Origin of the sequence: Pseudoalteromonas piscicida, from assembly GCF_002208135.1 — a bacterium.
In the GTDB taxonomy this organism is placed as follows: domain Bacteria; phylum Pseudomonadota; class Gammaproteobacteria; order Enterobacterales; family Alteromonadaceae; genus Pseudoalteromonas; species Pseudoalteromonas piscicida_A.
Genome location: NZ_CP021646.1, coordinates 209,278 through 232,348, shown reverse-complemented (window position 1 = coordinate 232,348; position 23,071 = coordinate 209,278). Strand labels below are relative to the sequence as shown.

The 23,071-nt window shown below is 43.4% G+C and carries 23 protein-coding genes and 4 tRNA genes; 10 read left to right on the top strand and 17 right to left on the bottom strand.

Features of this window, described 5'->3' with window-relative positions:
- Window positions 1-7: 7 nt before the first annotated feature.
- From B1L02_RS01070 to murB, 9 genes are all read right to left on the bottom strand, one after another.
- A complete protein-coding gene (locus B1L02_RS01070) occupies window positions 8-1,024 on the bottom strand; it encodes a TAXI family TRAP transporter solute-binding subunit (RefSeq protein ID WP_088529599.1) in 1,017 nt (338 codons plus the stop codon).
- 652 nt (window positions 1,025-1,676) lie between these two features.
- Window positions 1,677-2,861, bottom strand: a complete 1,185-nt coding sequence (gene tuf, locus B1L02_RS01065; RefSeq protein WP_039494551.1) for an elongation factor Tu — start codon at window positions 2,859-2,861, stop codon at window positions 1,677-1,679.
- 137 nt (window positions 2,862-2,998) lie between these two features.
- Window positions 2,999-3,074: transfer RNA gene (locus tag B1L02_RS01060), tRNA-Thr, on the bottom strand.
- Window positions 3,075-3,087: 13 nt separating this feature from the next.
- A tRNA-Gly gene (locus B1L02_RS01055) sits at window positions 3,088-3,162 on the bottom strand.
- Between the two features lie 44 nt (window positions 3,163-3,206).
- Window positions 3,207-3,291, bottom strand: a tRNA-Tyr gene (locus tag B1L02_RS01050).
- Window positions 3,292-3,339: 48 nt separating this feature from the next.
- Window positions 3,340-3,415, bottom strand: a tRNA-Thr gene (locus B1L02_RS01045).
- A gap of 124 nt (window positions 3,416-3,539) precedes the next feature.
- Entirely contained in the window at window positions 3,540-4,232 is a 693-nt protein-coding gene (locus tag B1L02_RS01040; protein ID WP_088529598.1) for a type III pantothenate kinase, read from the bottom strand.
- Complete coding sequence (gene birA / locus B1L02_RS01035) at window positions 4,229-5,221, bottom strand: bifunctional biotin--[acetyl-CoA-carboxylase] ligase/biotin operon repressor BirA (RefSeq protein ID WP_088529597.1); 993 nt, start codon at window positions 5,219-5,221, stop codon at window positions 4,229-4,231. Before birA ends, B1L02_RS01040 begins: the two co-directional genes overlap by 4 nt.
- On the bottom strand, window positions 5,208-6,227 hold the full coding sequence (gene murB / locus B1L02_RS01030) for a UDP-N-acetylmuramate dehydrogenase (RefSeq protein WP_088529596.1): 1,020 nt from the start codon (window positions 6,225-6,227) through the stop codon (window positions 5,208-5,210). Before murB ends, birA begins: the two co-directional genes overlap by 14 nt.
- 180 nt (window positions 6,228-6,407) lie before the next feature.
- On the opposite strand from murB, the gene B1L02_RS01025 reads away from it, so the two are divergent.
- Window positions 6,408-8,255, top strand: coding sequence for a M1 family metallopeptidase (locus tag B1L02_RS01025; RefSeq protein ID WP_088529595.1), 1,848 nt, complete (start codon window positions 6,408-6,410; stop codon window positions 8,253-8,255).
- 78 nt (window positions 8,256-8,333) lie between these two features.
- On the opposite strand, the gene hemE is transcribed toward B1L02_RS01025, so the two are convergent.
- Window positions 8,334-9,398 carry a uroporphyrinogen decarboxylase gene (hemE, locus tag B1L02_RS01020; protein WP_088529594.1) on the bottom strand — a complete coding sequence of 355 codons (1,065 nt, stop codon included), beginning with the start codon at window positions 9,396-9,398 and terminating at the stop codon, window positions 8,334-8,336.
- 468 nt (window positions 9,399-9,866) lie between these two features.
- Here hemE and rsd point away from each other — a divergent pair, with 468 nt between their 5' ends.
- Window positions 9,867-10,337, top strand: a complete 471-nt coding sequence (gene rsd, locus B1L02_RS01015) for a sigma D regulator (protein WP_088529593.1) — start codon at window positions 9,867-9,869, stop codon at window positions 10,335-10,337.
- 76 nt (window positions 10,338-10,413) lie between these two features.
- Here rsd and fkpA read toward each other — a convergent pair whose 3' ends face one another.
- Window positions 10,414-11,166 (bottom strand): FKBP-type peptidyl-prolyl cis-trans isomerase, encoded by a 753-nt coding sequence (gene fkpA / locus B1L02_RS01010; protein WP_174694545.1) that lies wholly within the window; start codon window positions 11,164-11,166, stop codon window positions 10,414-10,416.
- Between the two features lie 268 nt (window positions 11,167-11,434).
- Here fkpA and B1L02_RS01005 point away from each other — a divergent pair, with 268 nt between their 5' ends.
- Together B1L02_RS01005 and B1L02_RS01000 are read left to right on the top strand one after the other, a co-directional pair.
- On the top strand, window positions 11,435-12,448 hold the full coding sequence (locus B1L02_RS01005; protein WP_088529591.1) for a WD40 repeat domain-containing protein: 1,014 nt from the start codon (window positions 11,435-11,437) through the stop codon (window positions 12,446-12,448).
- Window positions 12,445-12,657, top strand: a complete 213-nt coding sequence (locus B1L02_RS01000; protein ID WP_010374533.1) for a SlyX family protein — start codon at window positions 12,445-12,447, stop codon at window positions 12,655-12,657. Before B1L02_RS01005 ends, B1L02_RS01000 begins: the two co-directional genes overlap by 4 nt.
- A 20-nt stretch (window positions 12,658-12,677) precedes the next feature.
- Here the strand turns inward: B1L02_RS01000 and B1L02_RS00995 are convergent, their stop codons facing one another.
- Window positions 12,678-12,878, bottom strand: coding sequence for a YheV family putative zinc ribbon protein (locus B1L02_RS00995; protein ID WP_010374531.1), 201 nt, complete (start codon window positions 12,876-12,878; stop codon window positions 12,678-12,680).
- Window positions 12,879-13,008: 130 nt separating this feature from the next.
- On the opposite strand from B1L02_RS00995, the gene B1L02_RS00990 reads away from it, so the two are divergent.
- The 5 genes from B1L02_RS00990 to B1L02_RS00975 all read left to right on the top strand — a co-directional run bounded on the left by B1L02_RS00990 (window position 13,009) and on the right by B1L02_RS00975 (window position 17,237).
- Window positions 13,009-14,937, top strand: coding sequence for an ATP-binding cassette domain-containing protein (locus B1L02_RS00990; protein ID WP_088529590.1), 1,929 nt, complete (start codon window positions 13,009-13,011; stop codon window positions 14,935-14,937).
- Complete coding sequence (locus B1L02_RS00985) at window positions 14,931-15,380, top strand: TIGR02444 family protein (protein ID WP_088529589.1); 450 nt, start codon at window positions 14,931-14,933, stop codon at window positions 15,378-15,380. The genes B1L02_RS00990 and B1L02_RS00985 overlap by 7 nt, the downstream gene beginning before the upstream one ends.
- Window positions 15,381-15,575: 195 nt before the next feature.
- Window positions 15,576-15,722 (top strand): hypothetical protein, encoded by a 147-nt coding sequence (locus tag B1L02_RS23950; RefSeq protein WP_010374526.1) that lies wholly within the window; start codon window positions 15,576-15,578, stop codon window positions 15,720-15,722.
- A gap of 247 nt (window positions 15,723-15,969) precedes the next feature.
- The gene (locus B1L02_RS00980; protein WP_088529588.1) at window positions 15,970-16,977 is read left to right on the top strand and encodes a hydrolase; all 1,008 of its coding nucleotides are present in this window, start codon (window positions 15,970-15,972) and stop codon (window positions 16,975-16,977) included.
- 2 nt (window positions 16,978-16,979) lie between these two features.
- Window positions 16,980-17,237, top strand: coding sequence for a YheU family protein (locus B1L02_RS00975; protein ID WP_088529587.1), 258 nt, complete (start codon window positions 16,980-16,982; stop codon window positions 17,235-17,237).
- 3 nt (window positions 17,238-17,240) lie between these two features.
- Here B1L02_RS00975 and B1L02_RS00970 read toward each other — a convergent pair whose 3' ends face one another.
- From B1L02_RS00970 to B1L02_RS00955, 4 genes are all read right to left on the bottom strand, one after another.
- Window positions 17,241-17,969: a LytR/AlgR family response regulator transcription factor gene (locus B1L02_RS00970; RefSeq protein ID WP_088529586.1), complete on the bottom strand. Its 729-nt coding sequence runs from the start codon at window positions 17,967-17,969 to the stop codon at window positions 17,241-17,243.
- Window positions 17,947-18,552 carry a sensor histidine kinase gene (locus tag B1L02_RS00965; protein WP_088529585.1) on the bottom strand — a complete coding sequence of 202 codons (606 nt, stop codon included), beginning with the start codon at window positions 18,550-18,552 and terminating at the stop codon, window positions 17,947-17,949. Before B1L02_RS00965 ends, B1L02_RS00970 begins: the two co-directional genes overlap by 23 nt.
- 95 nt (window positions 18,553-18,647) lie before the next feature.
- Entirely contained in the window at window positions 18,648-19,022 is a 375-nt protein-coding gene (locus B1L02_RS00960; protein ID WP_088529584.1) for a hypothetical protein, read from the bottom strand.
- Window positions 19,023-19,139: 117 nt separating this feature from the next.
- Entirely contained in the window at window positions 19,140-19,781 is a 642-nt protein-coding gene (locus tag B1L02_RS00955) for a hypothetical protein (RefSeq protein ID WP_088529583.1), read from the bottom strand.
- A gap of 177 nt (window positions 19,782-19,958) precedes the next feature.
- On the opposite strand from B1L02_RS00955, the gene B1L02_RS00950 reads away from it, so the two are divergent.
- The gene (locus B1L02_RS00950; RefSeq protein WP_088529582.1) at window positions 19,959-21,143 is read left to right on the top strand and encodes a dipeptidase; all 1,185 of its coding nucleotides are present in this window, start codon (window positions 19,959-19,961) and stop codon (window positions 21,141-21,143) included.
- 61 nt (window positions 21,144-21,204) lie between these two features.
- On the opposite strand, the gene B1L02_RS00945 is transcribed toward B1L02_RS00950, so the two are convergent.
- On the bottom strand, window positions 21,205-22,794 hold the full coding sequence (locus B1L02_RS00945; protein WP_088529581.1) for a methyl-accepting chemotaxis protein: 1,590 nt from the start codon (window positions 22,792-22,794) through the stop codon (window positions 21,205-21,207).
- Between the last annotated feature and the right edge of the window lie 277 nt (window positions 22,795-23,071).

The following is a 23,071-nucleotide window of genomic DNA, read 5'->3' as shown; positions in this document are numbered from 1 at the left end:
GGCGGCGTTACTGCAGATGAGCAGGTACGGCAATACCTATTTCTTTATAATACTTCAGCGCACCGGGATGTAGCTTAGCAGGCAGTCCCATGAGTGCCTTTTCTATCGCCATGGCTTTAGTCGCTTTATGGATGGTTTGAAGAAAGACTAAATTTTCATAAATTGCCTTGGTGAGCAGATATACGTCTTCCTCACTCATGTCTTTATGTGCAGCAAGAAAGTTTGGCTGCGCAATCGTTTTGATTGCGTTAGTTTGGCCGGGGTAAGTGCTAGCTGGGATCTCGAAGCGTGACCATAACTCTACCTCAGCGTTGACTTTATTTAGCTGCTCATCAGTAAAATCCAGCACCGTGATACCATTGGCATCGGCTGCATAAGCACTTGTAATAGCGCTGACAGGTACTCCTGCTGGAATATTCATTCCCGCAATCTGACCATTTTGTAGGGCGCTAGAAGAGCCCGCGTAACCTTTATGCACCAAAGTGAATTTGTCACTATCAACGCCCAGTGCAGCCATAATGTGCTTCCCAGAACCTTCCGTCCCAGAGTTACGCTTACCAATGCCAAACCCTTGTGAATATAGGTTTTTCAAATCTGAGACATTACCGGTTTTGGCATACTTCTTAGCAATGACAAAGTGCTCTACGTTCTGCCACAACATCGTCACAGAACGCAGATAATCTTGTTTGCCAACTGGTGCCATTGCACCCGTCCCCTGCGTCGCCCACGCACCGTATAGGCCCTGTAGTATCGCCAGTTCAGCTTCTTTATTACGCATGAGTTTGAGGTTATCACCAGAACCGGCAGAGGTAATGGCTGACACACTCATACCGTGCTGGGGCGTGACTTTTAGCTTAGTTAGTGTCGCGATCGCGACACCCACTGGGTAAAAAGTGCCACCAGATGAGGCTGTCGCCAAAATATAGGATCTGTCTTTATCCACATTGGCAAAGCTTGCAAAAGTACATAGTGACATTGTGATACTGAGCACAGCAGAAATTGTTCGAGCCGAAAGACCTAACATCTTTACACTCCCTAATTTTAGGTTTTATATGGGCTTATTGTGCACATCTTTACGTAATTAATACCAATTACCTTAATTAAGTGATCTATTTTGAGGCGAGAAAATCTTGTCGATAACTAGGCGAAAATTTTGCTATTTAGTTGTTCTAAATGAGAAATTTTTAACGCAGTTAGCGTCAGATTTGTTCCTTCAAATTGAGCAAGTATTAAGACTAATTGGTATAACCAAATTTTTACGTGACTGATGGTGGGATATCAGCATATAGAATAGGGAGATAAAATGGTGAGAATCGGGATTGTAAGCTGTCGCAAGCAAATATAAGAACATTATCAGGTTGTCCGTTATAAACATCACAATGACAAAAATGATGCTTTAATAGGAGAATGACCCTGTTCGCAGGTCGCGATATAAAATCGCTGCTACCAGGCATTAAAAAAGGCTGTACTCATTATTAGAGAACGACCCTTTCTGCTGATCGCGATATAAAATCGCAGCTACGAGGTATTAAAAAACCAGTACTCCTTATCAGAGAATGACCCTTTTCATTTCTCGCGATATAAAATCGCTGCTACAAGGCATTAAAAAAGGCCGCACTCTTTATCAGAGAACGACCTTTTTTGCTGGTCGCGATATAAAATCGCTGCTACGAAGATTATTCTTCGATTGTTGCTACAACACCAGCACCTACTGTACGGCCACCTTCACGGATAGCGAAACGTAGACCTTCGTCCATCGCGATTGGTACGATTAGCTCAACAGTCATCTTGATGTTGTCGCCAGGCATTACCATTTCTACGCCGTCTGGTAGCTGGATGTCACCAGTTACGTCTGTTGTACGGAAGTAGAACTGTGGACGGTAACCTTTGAAGAAAGGAGTGTGACGACCACCTTCATCTTTCGAAAGTACGTATACTTCTGAAGTGAATTTTGTGTGTGGCTTGATTGAACCAGGCTTACATAGTACTTGACCACGCTCTACTTCATCACGCTTAGTACCACGTAGTAGTGCACCGATATTCTCACCCGCACGACCTTCGTCTAGAAGCTTACGGAACATTTCAACACCCGTACAAGTTGTCTTCGTAGTTTCTTTGATACCTACGATTTCTACTTCGTCGTTCACGTTGATGATACCAGCTTCTACACGGCCTGTTACTACTGTACCACGACCCTGGATTGAGAATACGTCTTCGATAGGCATGATGAATGGCTTATCGATGTCACGCTCTGGCTCTGGGATATAAGAGTCTAGTGCTTCTGCAAGCTCAATGATCTTCGCTTCCCACTGCTCTTCGCCTTCTAGTGCTTTAAGCGCTGAACCTTGGATTAGTGGTAGGTCATCACCTGGGAAGTCGTACTCTGAAAGTAGTTCACGAACTTCCATCTCTACTAGCTCTAGTAGCTCTTCGTCGTCAACCATGTCACATTTGTTCATGAATACGATGATGTAAGGTACACCAACCTGACGAGAAAGTAGGATGTGCTCACGTGTTTGAGGCATAGGACCGTCAGTAGCAGCAACTACTAGGATCGCGCCGTCCATCTGTGCAGCACCAGTGATCATGTTTTTAACATAGTCAGCGTGTCCTGGACAGTCTACGTGTGCATAGTGACGAGTTGGTGTGTCATACTCAACGTGTGAAGTTGAGATTGTGATACCACGCTCACGCTCTTCTGGAGCGTTATCGATTGATGCGAAGTCTTTTGCTGTACCACCGTATACTTTTGCAAGTACGTTAGTGATTGCTGCAGTTAGAGTTGTTTTACCGTGGTCAACGTGGCCGATAGTACCAACGTTTACGTGCGGTTTTACGCGTTCAAACTTTTCTTTTGCCATGACGAAACCTATAAGTTTTGTGTATCTAGATTACATATAAAAATAATCCACGACGAGTGTGGATTAGAATTATTCAGTCTATTATAAATATTTTTTCGACAATTCAAAGGAAGTATTTGAGAAGATTCTTCGGAGACTGGTGCTGATAGGCAGATTTGAACTGCCGACCTCACCCTTACCAAGGGTGCGCTCTACCAACTGAGCTATATCAGCACGCCAGACGAACTGGAGCGGGCAGCGGGAATCGAACCCGCATCATCAGCTTGGAAGGCTGAGGTAATAGCCATTATACGATGCCCGCTTTAGGAACCTGTTCTTAACTACCTCTAACCGTCAAGAATAAAGTGGTGGAGGGAGCTGGATTCGAACCAGCGAAGGCTGAGCCGTCAGATTTACAGTCTGATCCCTTTGGCCGCTCGGGAACCCCTCCACGTAAAATTCTTTCCTAAAGCATCCTATACAAGATAGGGTAAAAAGATGGTGCCGACTATCCGAGTCGAACGGATGACCTACTGATTACAAGTCAGTTGCTCTACCAACTGAGCTAAGTCGGCACTGCTTTAGTACGGGGCGAGATATTAGAGCAACCATTGACTTGATGCAACAGGAATATGCAAAAAATCTTAAATTTATTGTTCAAACGCTCAGTTTTAAGCCAATCCCATGACATTTTTACAGTTATTGTGGGTTTTTCCACCAAACTGACAGTCCCTTGAATACCAAAAGCTCATCAAAGACCGCAGACTCGATATGGTTTTTTATTAACTCGCCATATCCACCTGCGCACAATACCAACGCAGATCCATTATTAAGTTGCTGCTTTGCACTATGTACGAGCCCAAGCGTTGCTGCTAGCGCACCATTTTTCACAGCTTCTGATGTATTTTTAGCAAATTCTGCAGCAAAGGGAGTGTTCTCATCACAAAATACCCGCTCTGCACGCGCGGTAATACTGGAGATCATAAGATCGATACCTGGCAAAATCCAACCCCCCATGTGTGTCCCTTGTGCAGTCACTACATCAACCGTGGTCGCAGTGCCAGAGTCAATCACGATAATATCTTGTGTTGGATATAGAGCATGCGCGGCAAGTACCGCGAGCCACCTATCAATCCCCAAGTTTTTAAAAGTAGGATAGGCGCAAGTTACCCCAGCTCGTCTTGGCGATACTTGTGCTTGCTCTAGCACAAGACCAAACTCAGAGGCGCGACTTTCCACCCATTGTAATCCCGCTCCCTTACCAACCTGAGAGCAGACTATTGCCGTTAGCTTTTGCCATTCAATATCGCTTTCTGTTACAGGACTAATACGACCTTCATGCTCAAGCGCATATTTAACTGCGGTATTGCCTACGTCAATTAGCAGTTTCATGATATCACCTTTCTTAACGAAATTTCACCGCCATAAAAAGCTCTAAGCTCACCATCTTGCCTAAGTAGTAAGCCGCCTTGCATATCAATGCCTTCACAGATCCCACGCCATTCTCGTTGTCCTGTACTCAAGGTCACAGCGTCACCTTTAAAGACATTTAGACTATTCCACTCGGTCACCATTTCACTCAGTCCAGACTCTTTATACTGGGCAAGACGCTCAGACAAAGAGTGAGTGAGCTGCACCACTAACTGATTTTTATCAATTTGGCCTAAGTGCGTTTGCAGATCTGTCCAAGCTTGGTCGATGTGTTTAGAGGCAGATTCTGGCATGCATATATTCAGCCCGATCCCGATCACGAGATGGCAAGGCCCTTCCACCTGCCCCTCTAGCTCAACTAAAATCCCCGCCAATTTTTGTTGGTTGAGATATATATCGTTTGGCCATTTTAATTCAATGGAAATACCATATAGGACCTTTAACGCATCATATACCGCAAGTCCTACAGCAATAGATAAGCCCATCGCGGCTTGCATGCCAGCGTCAAACTGCCAGTAATAACTGTAATAAAGGTTAGCACCAAAGGGCGATTGCCATACCCGACCTCTGCGCCCTCTGCCAGCTTGCTGCATTTCAGCCACCAAGACATGGCCTGAGTCCATATTCTGTTTGTCCTGCAAACGGCGCATTAGCTCGCTATTCGTTGAGTCTATAATTGCGTGATATTCGATTGGACACTCACTTTGAAACTGCTGTTGCCATAGAGTATTCAACTTACTTTGATGAATAAGCGGTAAGCTATAATTGAGTTTATAACCGCGGCCATTGACTCGAAAAATATCCACGCCCATCTCTTGCAACGCCGCTATATGCTTCGCAATAGCCGCGCGACTAATACCTAATTGCGCACCAAGTTCTTGCCCTGAGACAAATTCTCCTTTATTTAAGGCCGCTAAAATCGTTTGCTTTTTATGATCAGGCGTTTTCATGGCATTCCACACTTTGCAACTGACATTCACCATGCTTTGTAATAAGGCGCACTTCATGCTCAAGTAACACAGCAAATTTTTGCCAAACGGTTTGCTGAATATGGCTTACTAACTGTTTTAACTCTTCACCAGTGCTGCCACCACTATGAACAAGTACCAATGCTTGTTTCTCATACACGCGGATAGCTCCACGGTGGCAGCCTTTTAGACCCGCTTTGTCAATTAACCAGCCAGCCGCAAGTTTTACATGGTCATTGTCCACATCAAACGCTGGCATCTCTGGAAATTTACTTTGCAACTGAGCTGCAAACGCCCTATCAACTACTGGGTTTTTAAAAAAGCTCCCGGCATTTGCAAGCGTCGTAGGATCGGGCAATTTACTGTTTCGGGTCACTATCACCGCTTCACAAATCTCTTGTGCGGTTGCTGTATTACTCAAGTTTTGCAGTGGACCATAACTTAATGTCGGCTGCCAACGTTTAGGCAAAGTCAATGTCACTTCAGTAATAACGAACTTATCTTTTAGACAGTGTTTAAAGACTGAATCTCGATAGCCAAATTCACACTCTGCATTTGTTAACGTGGTGAAGCACCGCTCGGCGATATCAAATCCTCTAACGGCAGTAATAAATTGTGATACTTCAACGCCGTAGGCGCCGATATTTTGTACCGGCGCCGCACCAACGGTACCAGGGATCAACGCAAGATTTTCTAAGCCATCAATCCCTTTATCAAGCAGCTTTATAACGAGCTGATGCCAGTTTTCTCCCGCAGCGACTGTAACGACATAATCATCATCGTGTTGCTCAATATCTATGCCTAAGGTCGCAAGCTTAATAACGGTTCCGGCATAATCTTCAAGAAAAATAGTGTTGCTTCCTTCCCCAATTAAAAAGAAAGGACGACTAAAATCGAGCTCAACCAGCGCATGTGGATCTGTGATAACAATAAGAGACTCGCAGCCCGACGGCAGCGAAAAAGTGTGATAAGACTGCAAACTAGTCACTGCAGCACCTTGCCAATATTAACTAAACTGGCGCTAGTGTAGCGCATTGCCCTGACTTACGCATTAACGTCATCTTACCCATCATTTTATGTAACCCATCGGCTTAGGCTGTTTAAATGGTCAGAAATTAGTTATGTTAGCCGTTCTAATTGGGAATATTCTTTTTATAAGAGCAGCATTATGATTAAACTTTCGGCACTTACGCTAAGCCTTGCCATGGCTGGCCTTGTCCACACTGCTGATGTAAACGCAGCCGTTGACCAACACACTTACGCCAATCTTAACGATGTTATTACCACACACTTGCATTTAGACTTAGACGTTGACTTTGAAGATAAGCAGCTAGAAGGTTTTGTTGAACACACACTAGATTGGCAGAATCGCCAAGCAAGAACGCTGGTGCTAGATACGCGCGACCTCGAAATCGACAAAGTGATGTATCAAGGTAAAGACGATAAATGGCATACGGCCAAGTTTGATCTTGCCAAGCGCGACGATGTGAAAGGTGCAAAGTTAACTATTCACTTTAAAGAGCAAGCTAAAAAAGCACGTATTTATTATAACAGCTTGCCAGTAGCGTCAGGTCTACAGTGGTTAACACCGCAGCAAACAGCAAGTAAATCTCACCCATTTATGTATAGCCAATCTCAAGCTATTCATGCGCGTAGTTGGATCCCAGTGCAAGATACCCCAGCAATGCGCGTGACATACTCTGCTCGCGTACATACCCCTAAAGATGTACGTGCGGTAATGAGTGCGGACAATACCGGCGCATTGATCAAAGATGGCGATTATTGGTTTGATATGCCGCAAGCTATCCCACCGTACCTAATTGCAATTGGTGCAGGTAACCTTGAATATAAAGAGATGTCGCACCAAACTGCGATTTTTGCAGAACCGCAAATCCTCGATGCCTCTGTTGCAGAGTTTAACGATACACAAGCAATGATCGACAAAACCAACGCTATGTATGGTGAATACGCTTGGGGTAGATACGACCTGCTCATGTTGCCGCCTAGCTTCCCATTTGGTGGTATGGAAAATCCGCGTCTGTCATTTATCACGCCAACGGTGGTTGCCGGTGACAAAAGCTTAGTAAACCTAATCGCCCATGAGTTAGCGCACTCTTGGTCTGGCAACTTAGTGACCAATGCAACATGGGAAGATCTATGGCTAAATGAGGGTTTCACCTCTTACGTTGAAAACCGTATTATGGAAGAAGTGTTCGGTCGTGACCGCGCAGTGATGGAACAAGCGCTTGACGCGGCTGGCCTGCGTGCCCAGCTAAAAACTATCGCTGCTCCTGATACGCGCATGAATTTAGAACTTAATGGCCGCGATCCTGATGACGCGTTTAGCTCAGTACCATACACTAAAGGTCAATTATTCCTTATTTATCTAGAAGAAAAGTTTGGTCGTGACAAGTTCGACAAGTTTGTTAAAGCCTATTTTAAAACCTTTTCTTTTAAATCTCTGACTACCGATGAATTTGTCGCTTACTTAGACAAAAACTTGCTTCAGCAATATCCTGGTATCGTGAGCTTAGAAAAAGCCAAAGAGTGGATTTATGAGCCAGGCTTGCCAAGCGACGCTCCAAATCCAACTTCTGATGCGTTTGAAAAAGTGGATGCGCTGACTCAAGCTTGGCTAAAAGACGAAAAAACACTTGCAGACTTACCGACCGATTCTTGGACGGTACATGAATGGCTGCACTTTATTAATAACTTACCAAGAGATCTCGCCATTGAGCGCATGGAAGCGTTGGACAAGGCATTTAAGCTGACGCAATCGACCAATGCAGAACGCGCATTTGCTTGGTATATGCTAGCAGTAGGTAACGGCTATCAGGCTATTTACCCAGACCTTGAAAAGCATCTGGTCAGTATTGGTCGTCGCAAGCTTATTGTGAATTTATACAAGTCACTCATTAAGCATGGTAAACGTGACTGGGCTTACCGTGTTTACCAACAAGCACGTCCGGGATACCATCCACTTGCTCAAGGCACCATCGACGCCTTATTTGAATAATGCATTTCAAAAATAAAAAGAGCGCTTCAGTAAGCGCTCTTTTTATTTTAAGTTCAAACTTAAGAATACCAATTGGTATTACTTGTGATATTGACGGCTAAATTCGTGAACCGCATTGATGAAGACACCTGCATTTTCAGGGTCAACATCTGGTGTAATACCATGCCCTAAGTTAAAGACATGACCAGTTCCCTCACCGAAGCCAGCTAAAATATGCTGTACTTCTTCACGAATACGCTCATGGGTGCCGTGCAGCATTGAAGGGTCCATATTACCTTGTAGTGCGACTTTATCGCCTACACGACGCTTCGCATCCGCGATGTCAATCGTCCAATCAAGGCCAACTGCATCACACCCAGTGGCTGCAATTGCTTCAATCCATTGACCGCCATTCTTCGTGAATAATGTCACAGGTACTTTACGACCATCGTTTTCGCGGATCAGGCCATCGACAATCTTATGCATGTATTGCAGTGAAAACTCTTTGTAGTCACGTGGACTTAATACCCCACCCCAAGAGTCGAAGATCATTAGTGACTGAGCACCCGCTTTTACTTGCGCATTTAGGTAATCGATGACCGAATCGGCCACTTTATCTAGCAGTAAGTGCAGTGTTTGCGGCTCCGCAAACGCCATCTTTTTAATCTTACCGAATGTTTTGCTGCTACCGCCCTCAATCATGTAAGTCGCGAGCGTCCACGGTGAGCCAGAGAACCCAATAAGTGGCACTTCACCCTTAAGCTCACGACGAATTGTGCTCACCGCATTCATTACATAACCTAGCTCATCGGTTGGATCTAATTTTGGTAGCTTTTTAACATCGTCTAACGATTGGATAGGACGCTCAAACTTTGGACCTTCACCGGTTTCAAAGTAAAGACCAAGTCCCATTGCATCTGGAATAGTCAAAATATCGCTAAACAGAATTGCCGCATCTAGTGGATAGCGACGAAGCGGCTGTAATGTCACTTCACATGCCAGTTCTGCATTTTTACAAAGGCTCATAAAGTCACCAGCTTGTGCTCTTGTGGCACGATACTCTGGTAGATAACGACCAGCTTGGCGCATCATCCATACTGGTGTGACGTCAACTGGTTGTTTTAATAGCGCTCGTAAATAACGATCGTTTTTTAATTCGCTCATAGCGTCTCTATTCCAATACTTAAATTCAATTGTGCGGATTGTATCACTAAGTACACATGGGCACTATCTAAACTATCTTTGCCAGTCCCTAGTTGTGATCTAGATTAAATCACACTTTATTAGGAACAAATTCATAAGCTTGTGTAAAAGTTATCGAAACAAGCAATTAAACTGTTTGCAACACGATTAAAAGGTTGGTATAAAATTATCGCGTTAGAAAAATAACAACAAAACACCTTCAATTAGAAAAATAACAATATTACGCAACAAGCTAAACTGCTATTTTGAACCACCTTGAGTTTCTCTCGGTGGTTTTTTTATTTTTTATCCTCCTGAATTTGTTAACATTCCCGATAATCAAACCAATAATCTTTTGATCTTTTTACGCTTTTACAGAAAAAATTGGTTGACCTTTTGTGCAGTTTCCCTTTCCATAGGGGGTAGGTAACCCGCTTAAGGAGAATCACTATGCTTTCGCAGTTAGAACAAGCCCAACAGAAATGGGGAGGCAGCCATAGTGTAATTGATGCATGGTTAGCAGAGCGTCAGGAACTATTGGTTTTATATTATAAAGTTGCAGGATGCTCACCAACTCGAAATGGTAAAGCACTACCTGAGCAAGTTGACATTCAGTCATTCTGCCAGATTTTGATGGACTACCTTTCAGCTGGTCATTTTGAAATTTATGACAACATTGTTGAGGCCTGCCAAGAAAAAGGCCCAGAAAGCGCAAAGTTGGCTCAGTCACTGTACCCAAAAATTACAGATACGACCGATACCGCACTTGATTTCAACGACAAATACGCTGAGGTAAATCAAGAAATACAAGAATTAGCAGACTTCGATAACGACTTGTCTGTATTGGGTGAAACGCTTGAGTTGCGCTTCCAGTTGGAAGATGAACTTATCGATAACCTTTATTCAAATCACACTGAATAGTCTAAATTTGCGGGCACCAAAATACAAAAAAAGGTGAGATATCTATCTCACCTTTTTCTTTGCAGATACTGCCAACTTATTCAGTGGCTTCTTCAGCTTCACCTTCGATATCTAGCAACTCAACTTCAAATACCAGTGTTGAATTAGCTGGAATTTTACCAAGGTCGCGAGTGCCGTATGCAAGATCTGCAGGAATAGTAAACTTATACTTAGAACCCACGTTCATTAGCTGTAGGCCCTCAGTCCAACCAGCGATAACTTGGTTTAGACGGAAGCTTGCAGGCTCATTACGCGCATAAGAGCTATCGAACTCAGAGCCATCTAGTAGAGTGCCTTTGTAGTGTACTTTAACCATGTCAGTAGCAACTGGCTTTTTACCATCGCCTTCGCTTAGCACTTCATACTGTAAGCCTGAATCCGTTACCGTAACGCCTTCTTTTTTCGCGTTTTCAGCTAGATACTTGTCGCCTTCTTCTTTATTTTTCTTCGCGTCAGCTTCAGCTTTAGCAGCTTGCTTTTCACGAACAGAAGAATCAAGTGCCGTTAGTACTTCACGAATTTTCGCTTCATCTAACTTAGCTTCACCAGCAAGTGCATCTTTAAAACCACGCATTAGTAACTCTTGATCAAGTTCAATGCCTAGCTCTTTTTTATCCGCTAAGTCTTTTTGCAAGAAGTTACCAACTGAAGCACCGATACCGTATGCTTGCTGTTGTACTTCAGTATCTAGCTTAACCTCAGCAGGCTTTTGTTCTTCTGCTTTTTTATTACACGCTACTAGTGCTAACACTGAAGCAGCAACGAGTGACAGTTTAATCGTCTGTTTCATTCTCAACTCTCCGACAGTCCCTACTATCAAAACACCAATGCTCGCGCAAGAGAGCTTGATATGCGGTGCCATTGTTAATTTTATATTAATAAGAAAAGGTGCTAGCCACATTACCATTCTCTCATCAGAATGCCAATATGCATTTGCTTGCCATTATCGCGTAACGACATTACGCTTTTAATACGCTAATATCAAAATAATATCTTGTTTTTAGTGCCTTTAGTCTACCTGTTGTAGACTTCGGAGTTAAGGAGGATTTACCTAATTTATGGTCAAACTCGTCAACATTAAGTGGACAAGCCTCCTCTTTGCATGCGCTATGTTCAGTTGCTTCACCTTAACCGGGTGTGGCCCTGACACTTCAAAAGCCGTTATGACCGTTGAGCATGCCAGCCGCGGCGTATTTTCTGCTGCATTATCAGCGGATGGTCGCTACAGCCTAGTTTCTTCCATAGAGCATGGGGCCGTACTTTGGGATAATCAAGAGCAAGGCCTCAAATTTCAATGGCGCCACTCCGATGCCCCCGATGATCTCATTCACTCACTGGCTCTGGCCAATGACAACTCCACAGCTGTCACAGCCACTGATAAGACATTTGCCATCTGGAGCGTTGCAAACGGTCAAAACCTAGGTTATTTCGAGATCGAGTCTGGCACTATTCGAGATATCGCAATTAGCAATGCGGGCCGATATTTACTCTATGCCCGCAGTGATAACGTTGTCGTTCACCTCGACTTAGAGAGTGGAAGGCGGATAGAGTTCCTTGGACATCAAGAAAATATCAATTCTATTGCCATGTCTCCCAATGGTCACTTTGCCTTAACCGGAGGCAACGACTATACCGCTTATTTTTGGGATACGAGAACGGGGCAAGTGATCCATCGCTTTAACCACCCAAGTCGCGTGACCAAAGTTGCATTAGATGACCAAGGAAGATTTGCTTTTACCGCAGATAGCATGAAAAAAGCGAGCATTTGGCAATTAACTTCTGGTGATCTCAAAGCGCAATTACAGTATATTGCTCGCCAGAAAATTTTCAGTGCAGTGCGCTTTAATCAAGACGCAACGCTCTTGGCTACCGGCTCACCTAACCGCGAGCTTATTTTATGGCAAGTGAGTGATGGCGAACGATTGCAAACTTGGCGTGTACAACCTCGAGAAGGCAGTCGCCCCAAGTCTGCGGTTGTATTTGACGTTGCTTTTCAAGACCAAGACACTGCATTGCTAACCGAAAGTTCCAGCGGACTACTGGAAAAATTTGCGCAGGTGAAAAAGCCATGAATGAAATCGAAAACAGAATTACTGAGCTTGAGGCTAAGCTTGCCTTTCAAGAAGATACAATCGAAACCTTAAATGAAGAGCTAAAGGCACATCAGCAGCGCTTGGCTAAAATGCAACGACAAATTGAGCTATTGGCAGAGAAAATGAAGGAAGGCCGCGACCCAGGTTTAATGCCTCAACATCAAGAGCCACCACCACCGCACTACTAATTGAAAACCGGGGTGAAAACTCACTCCGGTTTAAACACACCAATAACTTGCTCAAACTGGCGTGTAGAAGCTTGTACTGCGTCTTTAGGCTGTGACATTACGTGGCCACACTCAACACATTCAACTTTTTCAACATCATGCTCTTTGTAGAGCATCATTACGTCGATTTTTTGGCATTCTGGGCAACTTGCCCCTGCAATAAAACGCTTCTTAACTTTCAACTCTACACCTCTAATGAACACCGAGTTTAAGGTTTGTCATTTTATCCTAATTTTATTTGTCATGATACGCTTGGAGTAAGGGATTGGATCCGTGCTATGATGCGCGCAATTTAAGCAGACTTTTAGAATTATGATCCAACTCTCTGATATCGAGCTACTTCGTGGCAGTAAAACACTGCTAAAACAAGCAAATGCAACGCTTTATCCACAACATAAGGCGGGTCTTGTCGGCGCCAATGGCTGTGGTAAATCATCTCTCTTTGCGCTGCTAAAAGGTGAGCTGCAACTCGATTCTGGTGATTTTTCTATTCCAAAAGACTGGTCTATTGCTTCGGTAAAACAAGAAACCCCAGCCCTCTCCATTAGCGCACTCGAATATGTACTACAGGGACACCCTGAATACTATGTACTGAGAACGCAACTACAACAAGCAGAACGAGATGGTGATGGTGAACTACAAGCAAAAGCACACCAGCAGCTAGAGAACATCAAAGGGTATAGTATTGAAGCTAAAGCCGGTGAGTTACTCCATGGCCTTGGTTTTAGCAATGAACAGATTGAGTTTGCCGTTAGCGACTTTTCTGGTGGTTGGCGCATGCGCTTGAACCTTGCACAAGCGCTGATCCGCGATGCCGATTTATTGCTTCTGGATGAGCCAACCAACCACTTGGACTTGGACGCTGTTTATTGGCTAGAACGCTTTTTGCGTGCTTATCAAGGTACACTCGTGCTTATTTCTCACGACCGCGAATTTTTAGATGCGGTCGTTGGTGAGATTTGGCATATCGATCAACAACAGATCAACGTTTATAAAGGTCACTATTCTCAGTTTGAGCGTCAAAAAGCCGAGCGCATGGCACAGCACCAAGCGCTTTACGAGAAGCAACAAGAAACGATTGCACATTTAGAGAAATTTATTACTCGCTTTAAAGCGAAGGCAAGTAAAGCAAAACAAGCGCAAAGTCGCGTAAAAGCCCTTGAACGCATGGAAATGCTCGCGCCTGCTCATGCAGACTCACCATTTAATTTCGAATTTGCAGATCCAACAAGCTTGCCTAATCCCCTGATGACACTGGAGCAAGCCAAAGCTGGTTATGGTAACGTCACCATTTTGCATGACATCAAGCTTAACCTAGTCCCAGGTAGCCGTATTGCGTTACTGGGCCGTAATGGCGCAGGTAAATCGACACTCATTAAGCTGCTTGCCGGCGATTTAACCCCACAAGCTGGAGAAGTATTTCAACATCAAGGGTTAAATGTTGGCTATTTTGCTCAGCATCAGCTTGAATCTCTCGATCTTGAAGCCAGTGCAGTTACCCACATTCAGCGTCTAGACCCTAAAGTGCCAGAGCAGCTCATTCGTGATTTCTTGGGTGGTTTTGCTTTTCATGGCGATAAGGCCCTAGAACCCGTTGCGCCGTTTTCTGGTGGCGAAAAAGCACGACTCGTACTCGCGATGCTGGTGTATCAAAAGCCGAACTTACTGTTACTCGATGAGCCGACCAACCACTTGGATTTAGAAATGCGACATGCACTCGTGATGGCTTTACAAGGTTTTGAGGGGGCGATGGTAACGGTTTCCCACGATCGCCATATGCTGAAAAATACCGCTGACGAGTACTATTTAGTTGACAATGGAACCGTTTCTCAGTTCGGCTATGACTTAGATGCCTATTATCAATGGCTAATGAACGCCAATAAAGAGCAAGCGAAGCCAAGTGATCCAGAGGCTGAACCAAAGCAAAACTCTAACGCCAATCGTAAAGAGCAAAAGCGTCTTGAAGCCGAATTCAGGAAAGCCATTCAACCGTTGAAAAAGTCGATTGAAAAGCTCGAGAAACAACTCGATAAGCTAACTGAGCAAGCAGATGAAATTGAGCAAGCCTTGGCTGACAACAGCCTATACACGGACGAGAACAAAGCAAAATTGAGTGACTTGCTGGCAAAGCAAGCCAAGATAACACCTGAGCTTAATGACACAGAAGAAAACTTATTAATGGCATTGGAAGAATTGGAAGAAAAGCAAAACCATTTCGATGAGACTGGAGAGATATGCTAAGTCGTGAAGACTTTTGGCAGTTCGCCTGTGAATTCTACAGCCGCCCACAAATGCAATCGCGGCTGCTGAATTTGCAGGATACTGCAGGCAAAAATATCAACCTGTGTTTGTTACTTTGCTACTTAGATAGCCTAACACTGACGATTAGCCCCAGCACTTTCACTGCACTCGTACATACTGCTAAGCAATTTGACGAGGCTGTGCTACAACCTCAACGCGCTATCCGAACTACACTCAAAGCACATCATCAAGACTACGAAGACTATAAAAAGTTGCGAGCAGCAATGCTAGCGGCAGAGCTTGAGCTTGAAAAGCGCCAACAAGCGCTATTGCTGGAGACATTAAAACGCTTTTCTCTTGCTCCACTGCAATCAGATAGCAATGTGCTGTTCTATTTGAGTCCGAGTGAATACTCAGTTTTATTCAACACGACCGATTGTTAAGTCATTAACTAACCAAAGCTTCGGATAACGAAATATAAAAAACCTGCGATTTATCCCATTCAGGTCTAAAACCTGATCGAGATCAAGCCTTTGCCTAGGTTTAATTTCACTCAGGATTGAAACTTGATCTTGATCATATCAAGCACCCCAGACCTCCACTACTATTTACTCATCGACAAATTAGGAGGCACAGCCATGAACGTATTCTTTAGAGACTTTTTTTCCGACCCTGTGTTGTTTCTGTCTTTTGGCTTTTTAGGGATTGTAATTTTGCTGTGCTGTTATTACGTCTACTTTTTTATTAAAAAAGTCATGGACGCTGAAGTACCTAACGAACAATAGAACAGATTTATAAGTATTACCTTGAGGCGATTGAAGAATAAGTAGTAGAAGATCGGCTCGATGTAGTTCCCCAACTTGCAGAATTAAGCACGACGCACAAAGCACCTTATCAGTTTACTGGTCGGGTGCTTTTTATTTGCTTAACCCTCACCTGATAATACGTTAAACTGGCTAAAACGTGTTTTGCAACTGGATAACTTCCTTTCTTTGCTTTGCGAGCAGTCTTCAAAAAGACGCAGTTTCTATTATGAATCAAGCCATGAAAACAATAACAGCCGATAATTACGAATTTAAACCCGCTTGGTGGATGCGCAACCGCCATGCCCAAACCATACTTCCGCGATTCTTTAGGCCTAGATTACAAGTGCCCGTCGACTATGAAACACTAGACACACCAGACGATGACTTTTTAGAACTCGCATGGGCAACACACGGCGATAAATCGGCACCGTTGGTTGTGGTATTGCATGGGCTAGAGGGCAATATCAACAGCTTTTATGCAAAAGGCCTATTAAAATCGTTGGTACACCATGGTTTTGATGCAGTACTGATGCATTTTCGCAACTGCTCACGTGAAGTGAATCGCCAAGCCAGAGCTTATCATAGCGGCGAAACCTCAGATCTTGGCTTTTTTATAGACACGCTAAAAGCCCGTTTTCCTAAACGGCCATTGTTTGCGGTTGGTTTCTCGCTCGGTGGCAATGTACTTGCCAAATACTTGGGAGAAACCAAATCGCAAAGCGGTCTTGAGGCAGGCGTCATCGTCTCGGCACCTTATCACCTTTCTTCCTCTTGTCAGGTGATCAGAAAGAGCTGCTTCAAGCTCTATCAAAAATATTTGCTAGACAGAATGAAGAAGTCATTTTCACGTAAGCTAGACACCATCCAGTCGCAAATTAAGATAGACAAGCCTGCCCTTTATGCTATTGATGACCTATGGCAATTTGACGATAAGATAACTGCACCGCTGCATGGCTTTAACGGCGCGGAAGACTATTACGCGCAAGCAAGTTCGCAGCCCTACTTAACCCAGATCACGACACCAACGCTCCTGATCCACGCCGCAGATGACCCTATGTTATCATCACAAGCCGTGCCTACGGCCGCTCAGGTTAATTCACCAGTGACGCTTGCTGTGAGTCAGCATGGTGGTCACGTTGGTTTTATTTCGGGAAGTAACCCCTTTAAACCCAAATTTTGGCTAGAAAGCGTTATCCCTCAATATTTACAGCAAATTTATAGTAAGGCTAAGTAGTTATGCTCATTCCCTATCAACAACTTCCACAAGAGACGCTGGACAACCTTATTGAGCACTATGTGCTGCGTGAAGGAACAGACTATGGCGATACTGAAGTCAGTACCGAGAGCAAAGTAGCGCAAGTGAAAGCACAGCTAAAATCCGGAGAAGCGCTGATCGTTTTCTCGGAATTACATGAATCTGTCAATATTGTGAGTAAGCAACAGTTTCACGCCATGCAAGCGCAAGAAGATTATGAATATCAAAGCATAGAGTAGGCGCTATAGCGCCAAACTCATCTGCTTTTTAAGTTTAGCCGCTTGTCGGCGAGAGATTTCAACTTCACCACCAAAGGTGAGCATTGCTTGCAAGCCATAGTTAATCGTTTCTTCTAACTCTTCAATGGCGTCCAAGCGAATAATATCACTACGACTTGCACGGAAGTAGTGGTTAGGGTTAAGCCTACTTTCAATTTTAGATAACGAGCTATGAAGGTAAGCTTTACCCTGAGCAGTGTAAATAGCGGCATGATTACCAATGCTCTCAAAACGCGTAATATCACCAAGCTGAATAATCTTCATTTTATCTGCGATCTTTACCATCAGTTTAAACTCATCCTCAAGTGCAACCGATGCGCTTTCATCAGTCAAAGCCAGAAGCTTGTCGACTGCTGTTTGTAGTCGATTGGCCACCACAGGTTTCAATAAGTAATCAACTGCATTGAGGGAAAAAGCGTCGACAGCAAACTCGTTGTACGCAGTACAAAACACAATCGGTATTTCACCTTGCAGTTGCTGCGCTAACTCAATACCGGTGCCTCCTGGCATTTCAATATCCAAAAATAATGCATCAACTGCATGTAGTTCAAGCAATTGTATAGCTTCCATGATGTTTTCAGCTTCAGCAACGACTTTCACTTGTGGATGCGCTTTTAGCAAGCGATTTAATTCCACTCTTGCTAACGGCTCATCGTCAATCAACATCACATTAATTATTTTTTTTTGATTCATACGGGATCTCCAATGTGGCGTGGAAAAGCCCACCTCCATCATTGACTGTTAACTTTGCACTATTGTTATACATCAACGCTAACCGCGCTTGAATGTTCTTTAGCCCCTGCTGGGTACCTGTTTGAACACGCGTGGCATCATACGGATTAGTCACTGAGATGTGAACATTTTGCGCTTTTCTGACCACTTGAATTGCAATCTTTCCTCCGTTTGGCAAATGTGCAATGCCGTGCTTCACCGCATTTTCTAACAAAGTAAATAGCGACATACTAGGGATACGAATATCGTAAAAACTCTCTAATTCCTGAGTTGTAACCGATAAGCGCTTACCAAGTCGTACTTGTTCTATCCCTAGAAAATCTTCACATACCTTCCACTCTTCTTTTAAAGTGACTAATGCTCGCATATCTTGCATTAAGTTGTAGCGAAACAGCTCTGACAGCTGAGTTACCACTTCAGCTGCCTTATCTTTATCTTGATAAATCAACGCTCGGATCGTGTTCAAGGAATTGAAAAGGAAGTGAGGGTTTACCTGATTCATAAGATTGGCTAACTGTTGCTCTTGAAGTTGCTTTGCTAACACTCTCTTTTCCCGTCTTGTAACAATCCCCAAATAGCAACCTGACCAAAGCCAATAGTAACCGATGTAAAATAGTAGTATAGCCAGATCACTCGTTTTTACTTTCTCCCCCCGAGTGCTTCATCGTTGTCATGAATTCTTATACTCGACACTTTTTCTGTACTTTCTATTGTGACAACCTGTTTCACAAGTTTTACGCCGAGCGCAAAATGCAAAGGGGCACAAATGAGTGATATCAGCATCAATGCAGGAAGGCTCGCTCTTGCTTTACCTTGGTATACTGCCCACCGTTTCGCAAAATTACGTAGCACAAAGTGACTAATTAATACAAAGCTAAGCGCGCCTAGTGTTGTGCGAAGGAACAATAAAAATAATCTTTCATCACCGAGATCAAACATTAATATTACAGTAAACATGTTGGTAGAGATCATGGCTAAGAACACAAAAATCTGACACTTCCAATATGCACGCATCGGTGGCCTCCTCTTATTACCTTTTATCTGATTGGAGGCCATCATACTGAAAATAAAAAAATAGTACCGCAAAATTTGTCCCAAAGAAGCAAACTAGATAGGTAACCTTTGCTGCAATTAAAAACGATAAAGCAAGTTAACAAATACACTCTTCTCATCACCAATTTGCTTATAACCATAACTTGGCTTAATTCCTTCCTCTGAGGATTTTTTCTCAAACGTGATAGAATATCCAAAGTCGCTTGTTAAATCGCTACTTCTGTATTCGATAGCTGGTACAATTGTAAAATCATCCAAATAATTAAAACGCATACCTAAAGCTGATGTATCATATTGTGTAGTTGAAGCGTGACCAGAAAGCTCTAAGCTATCATATAACACACCAACTTCTGCAAATACTTGCAATGAGTCAGAAAAGGTTAAATTCAAACCAAACTCCATTTCCTTCTGCTCAATCGTGTTCTGCTCTTTTGAAGCAATTCGGTAATCTACTCGAAAATAAGCGGTAGCAGTATCAACGAAGCTGGACTTTGTTGGAGTAATATCAATTGCCCTACGGTAATTGAGCCCTAGACCAAAGTCAGCCACTGCATTATCTACATCTATATAAATTGCATCGATACCGAAGCCTCCTGTCATGACATTTGACGCTTCAACACTGATATTTTCCTCAAATGTACTGGCTTGTGCAGTAGTTCCAGCCAACAATAGAGCAAGTGATAACATAGCTTGTGTTTTCTTTTTTAGTGACGCTCTCATTTTTATTTCCTTTATTTTCATTACTTGTTTTGTCTGAAAAAAATAATAACGAGATCTACGTCACTCGAGTTGTAGATAATGACGAGCGGTAAAAGAAAGTGATAAACGCAAAATATTGAGGATGAACGTATACTTGTTACAATCAAATTTCTATAACTATAAAGGAAAGGCAATCTTATGAAGCTCGGCACTGCTCTTTGCGCCCTAGCGCTGGCTGTTTCTACAGCTTATGCAACTGAATACAAAGCCTCTGAGCGCGCGGTTAAACTCGCTCACGATAACATCCTAATTGATACACACATCGACGTTCCATACCGCATTCAAAGTAAATGGGATGATGTTAGTCAAGCAACCGAAGGCGGTGATTTTGACTACCCTCGCGCGGTAAAAGGTGGTCTTAATGCACCATTTATGTCTATTTATATTCCAGCTAACTTGGAATTTGAGGGTAAAGGTAAAAGCTATCAACTCGCCAATCAACTGATTGACGGTATGGAAGCCTTAGCGCATCGCGCACCAGATAAATTTGCAATGGCATACAATACCGACGACATTTACGCGCAATTTGACAATGGTATTATGTCTATCGCGATGGGCATGGAAAATGGTTCACCCATTGAAGGTGAGATGAAGAACCTTAAACATTTTTATGATCGTGGCGTACGCTATATCACCTTAGCACACTCGCAAAGCAACCATATTTCTGACTCATCTTATGACGTACGCCGTAAATGGAAAGGCTTAAGCCCATTTGGTAAAGAGCTTGTGGTTGAAATGAACAAAATTGGTATGCTCATTGATGTATCACATATTTCCGATGACGCCTTTTATCAGGTCATGGACATCTCAAAAGTACCAGTCGTTGCTTCACATTCATCCTTGCGAAAATACACACCAGGTTTCGAGCGCAATATGGATGACGAAATGCTCAAAGCCTTGGCAGAAAATGGCGGCGTGATCCAAATTAACTTTGGCTCGAGCTTTGTGACGGCAAAAGCTGGTGCTTGGTATGACAAGCGTGACGAAGCGCAAAAAGAAGCTAAAGACAAAGATCGCACCGACTTTAGAGCTGCGTTTAGAGCGAAAAATCCGTTCCCATTTGCCACGCTTGATCAAGTGCTAGATCACATTGACCACGTCGTTAAGTTGATAGGGATAGATCATGTAGGGATTGGTTCAGATTACGATGGTGTGGGTGACTCACTACCTGTTGGCCTGAAAGACGTGTCAACGTATCCAAATCTTGTGCAAGGTCTCTTGGATAGAGGCTACAGCGACGCTGATATCAAAAAGATTTTAGGTGGGAATACCCTCCGCGTGTGGAAACAAGCCGAGGCTTACGCAAAGAAGTTTGCTAAATAGCGTGTTAGTATTTAGACCCCAGATTTCATAAGGTGTGCCGAACAGCACACCTTACAATACCTTAGACTTTAAACTGAGATAATTCATCCACCAATTTACTGGTGACTTGCAGCACATCATTCGAAATTTGATGCGTTTCCCCAGACAACCGCTCGCCATCCAATGTTCTGTCATTTAAATCGGTGAGATTACAGCTAATCTCGGTAGATACTGCATTTTGCTGCTGAGTTGCATGGGCGGTTTGCTCTGAGAGTTCAGTCACTTTCACCGCACTTTGTGCAATTAACTCCAATAACTCCGTTGCCTTCGCAAAACTTTCTACCGCAACATCAACATACTGCTTACCATCTTCAATAGTCTTTTGTGAGTCTTCTACGCTATGTGAGAATGCTTCCAACATCTTCTGAATATCATTAGTGCTGTCTTGTGTTCGAGTGGCCAGTGACCTAACCTCGTCAGCTACCACTGCAAATCCACGACCTTGCTCACCAGCTCTTGCCGCTTCAATTGCCGCGTTGAGCGCTAATAAATTGGTTTGCTCAGCGATCCCCCGAATGACATCAAGCACTTGCGTAATATTTTCAGAATTTTTTTGTAATGCTAACGAACTTGAGAGGGCTGCTTCCATATTATCAGCAAGATGAGTGATTTTTTGTTTTGAATCTGCCAGCACCGTTTTACCTTGTGCTGCGTAGCGATGCGAAGCTTCAGCTTCTTTCAATGAGTTTTCTGCGACCGACGAGACTTCTTGGCTTGAGTGACTTAACTGATGCACCGCGCTAACAATGGTATGGGATGACTTACCAAGCGAGTCGATTAAATCATGACACTGTGTAGCATAATGACTGAGTTTTGACGACAAACTCGACAGCTCGCCACCATCTTTCACAAGCGCTGTGACCATTGCCTGTAAACTTTCGAGAAAATGATTAAAGTTTAGCGACAGCTTTGCGAACTCATCATTTCCTTTGATTTCAATGCGACCTGTTAAATCTCCATCTCCAGAGGCGATTTCAGAGATCCTATCCGACACAAAATTTATCTGCTTTGCTAGCTGACGAGGGATCCAATAGGCAATCCAACAAGCAATACCAAGTAGGAACAAGGCACCAACACCAAGCCCCCACTTTATTTGAGTTACCTCAGAAACGACTACCGCACGACTTGCAGCTGATTTACCATCGGCTAATTCTCCTGCTTTATCAAGCACATCACGAACTGCACCAAATAACTTAGCAGACTCAGTTTGAAGCGCTTTATCTGTCGGGGCTTTAATACTCGCCACCGTAACGCGATACCAACGTTGAAAGTCCGCATCAAAAGTTGCAAAACTACCAAGCTCACTTTGGTGGAGCGACATAAACTGAATATACTTTTGATAACGCTGTTTAACCTGCTCGGCGTTTTCTTCAAAATCCGCCCACCTCTCTTCACCAGCTAATAACTTGAGGTAGGCTTCTTGAGCTTGATAAAAGTCTCTATCCGCATTGAGTACCACTGACACGGCTTTTAAATAGTTTTCAGTTTGGATCTCAAGTGCCGATTGCACTTTATTGAGCAACACAGAAAAACCAAAAAACACAAATAATAATACGATCGCCAACATAGCCGTAGGCAACGAACTTTTGACTCTAATACTATGTAAATCCATCTTCATACACCTCAAACAAGAGATAGTAAAAGCCTAGACCATATAAAGAGTTATAGACAAATATTCGTAATACCAAGTTTAATGCCGAAAATATGAAAAGTGAGGCGATGATCTACAAAGTAAAGACTTAGGTTTCAGAATCAATAGAATTAAGTTTTGGGAGTTTTAGAATGTGTAGAGAAACGTAGGCTAGCTATAGAACATAGCTTAAACCTCAGTACAAATAAAAATTGGTTGCGGGAGCCATTAATTTATGAAGAGTGAACCGACGACTTTT

Excerpts from the sequence above, each read along its gene's own strand:
- B1L02_RS00985 (WP_088529589.1), top strand. The coding sequence starts at position 14,931 with ATGCTAAGTCGTGAAGACTTTTGGCAGTTCGCCTGTGAATTCTACAGC.
- birA (WP_088529597.1), bottom strand. The coding sequence starts at position 5,221 with ATGAAAACGCCTGATCATAAAAAGCAAACGATTTTAGCGGCCTTAAAT.
- B1L02_RS00970 (WP_088529586.1), bottom strand. The coding sequence starts at position 17,969 with ATGAATCAAAAAAAAATAATTAATGTGATGTTGATTGACGATGAGCCG.
- B1L02_RS00950 (WP_088529582.1), top strand. The coding sequence starts at position 19,959 with ATGAAGCTCGGCACTGCTCTTTGCGCCCTAGCGCTGGCTGTTTCTACA.
- B1L02_RS00960 (WP_088529584.1), bottom strand. The coding sequence starts at position 19,022 with ATGCGTGCATATTGGAAGTGTCAGATTTTTGTGTTCTTAGCCATGATC.
- B1L02_RS23950 (WP_010374526.1), top strand. The coding sequence starts at position 15,576 with ATGAACGTATTCTTTAGAGACTTTTTTTCCGACCCTGTGTTGTTTCTG.
- B1L02_RS01040 (WP_088529598.1), bottom strand. The coding sequence starts at position 4,232 with ATGAAACTGCTAATTGACGTAGGCAATACCGCAGTTAAATATGCGCTT.
- rsd (WP_088529593.1), top strand. The coding sequence starts at position 9,867 with ATGCTTTCGCAGTTAGAACAAGCCCAACAGAAATGGGGAGGCAGCCAT.
- B1L02_RS01025 (WP_088529595.1), top strand. The coding sequence starts at position 6,408 with ATGATTAAACTTTCGGCACTTACGCTAAGCCTTGCCATGGCTGGCCTT.
- B1L02_RS00980 (WP_088529588.1), top strand. The coding sequence starts at position 15,970 with ATGAATCAAGCCATGAAAACAATAACAGCCGATAATTACGAATTTAAA.
- B1L02_RS01000 (WP_010374533.1), top strand. The coding sequence starts at position 12,445 with ATGAATGAAATCGAAAACAGAATTACTGAGCTTGAGGCTAAGCTTGCC.
- B1L02_RS00990 (WP_088529590.1), top strand. The coding sequence starts at position 13,009 with ATGATCCAACTCTCTGATATCGAGCTACTTCGTGGCAGTAAAACACTG.
- B1L02_RS00975 (WP_088529587.1), top strand. The coding sequence starts at position 16,980 with ATGCTCATTCCCTATCAACAACTTCCACAAGAGACGCTGGACAACCTT.
- B1L02_RS00945 (WP_088529581.1), bottom strand. The coding sequence starts at position 22,794 with ATGGATTTACATAGTATTAGAGTCAAAAGTTCGTTGCCTACGGCTATG.
- B1L02_RS00955 (WP_088529583.1), bottom strand. The coding sequence starts at position 19,781 with ATGAGAGCGTCACTAAAAAAGAAAACACAAGCTATGTTATCACTTGCT.
- B1L02_RS01070 (WP_088529599.1), bottom strand. The coding sequence starts at position 1,024 with ATGTTAGGTCTTTCGGCTCGAACAATTTCTGCTGTGCTCAGTATCACA.
- B1L02_RS01005 (WP_088529591.1), top strand. The coding sequence starts at position 11,435 with ATGGTCAAACTCGTCAACATTAAGTGGACAAGCCTCCTCTTTGCATGC.
- hemE (WP_088529594.1), bottom strand. The coding sequence starts at position 9,398 with ATGAGCGAATTAAAAAACGATCGTTATTTACGAGCGCTATTAAAACAA.
- fkpA (WP_174694545.1), bottom strand. The coding sequence starts at position 11,166 with ATGAAACAGACGATTAAACTGTCACTCGTTGCTGCTTCAGTGTTAGCA.
- tuf (WP_039494551.1), bottom strand. The coding sequence starts at position 2,861 with ATGGCAAAAGAAAAGTTTGAACGCGTAAAACCGCACGTAAACGTTGGT.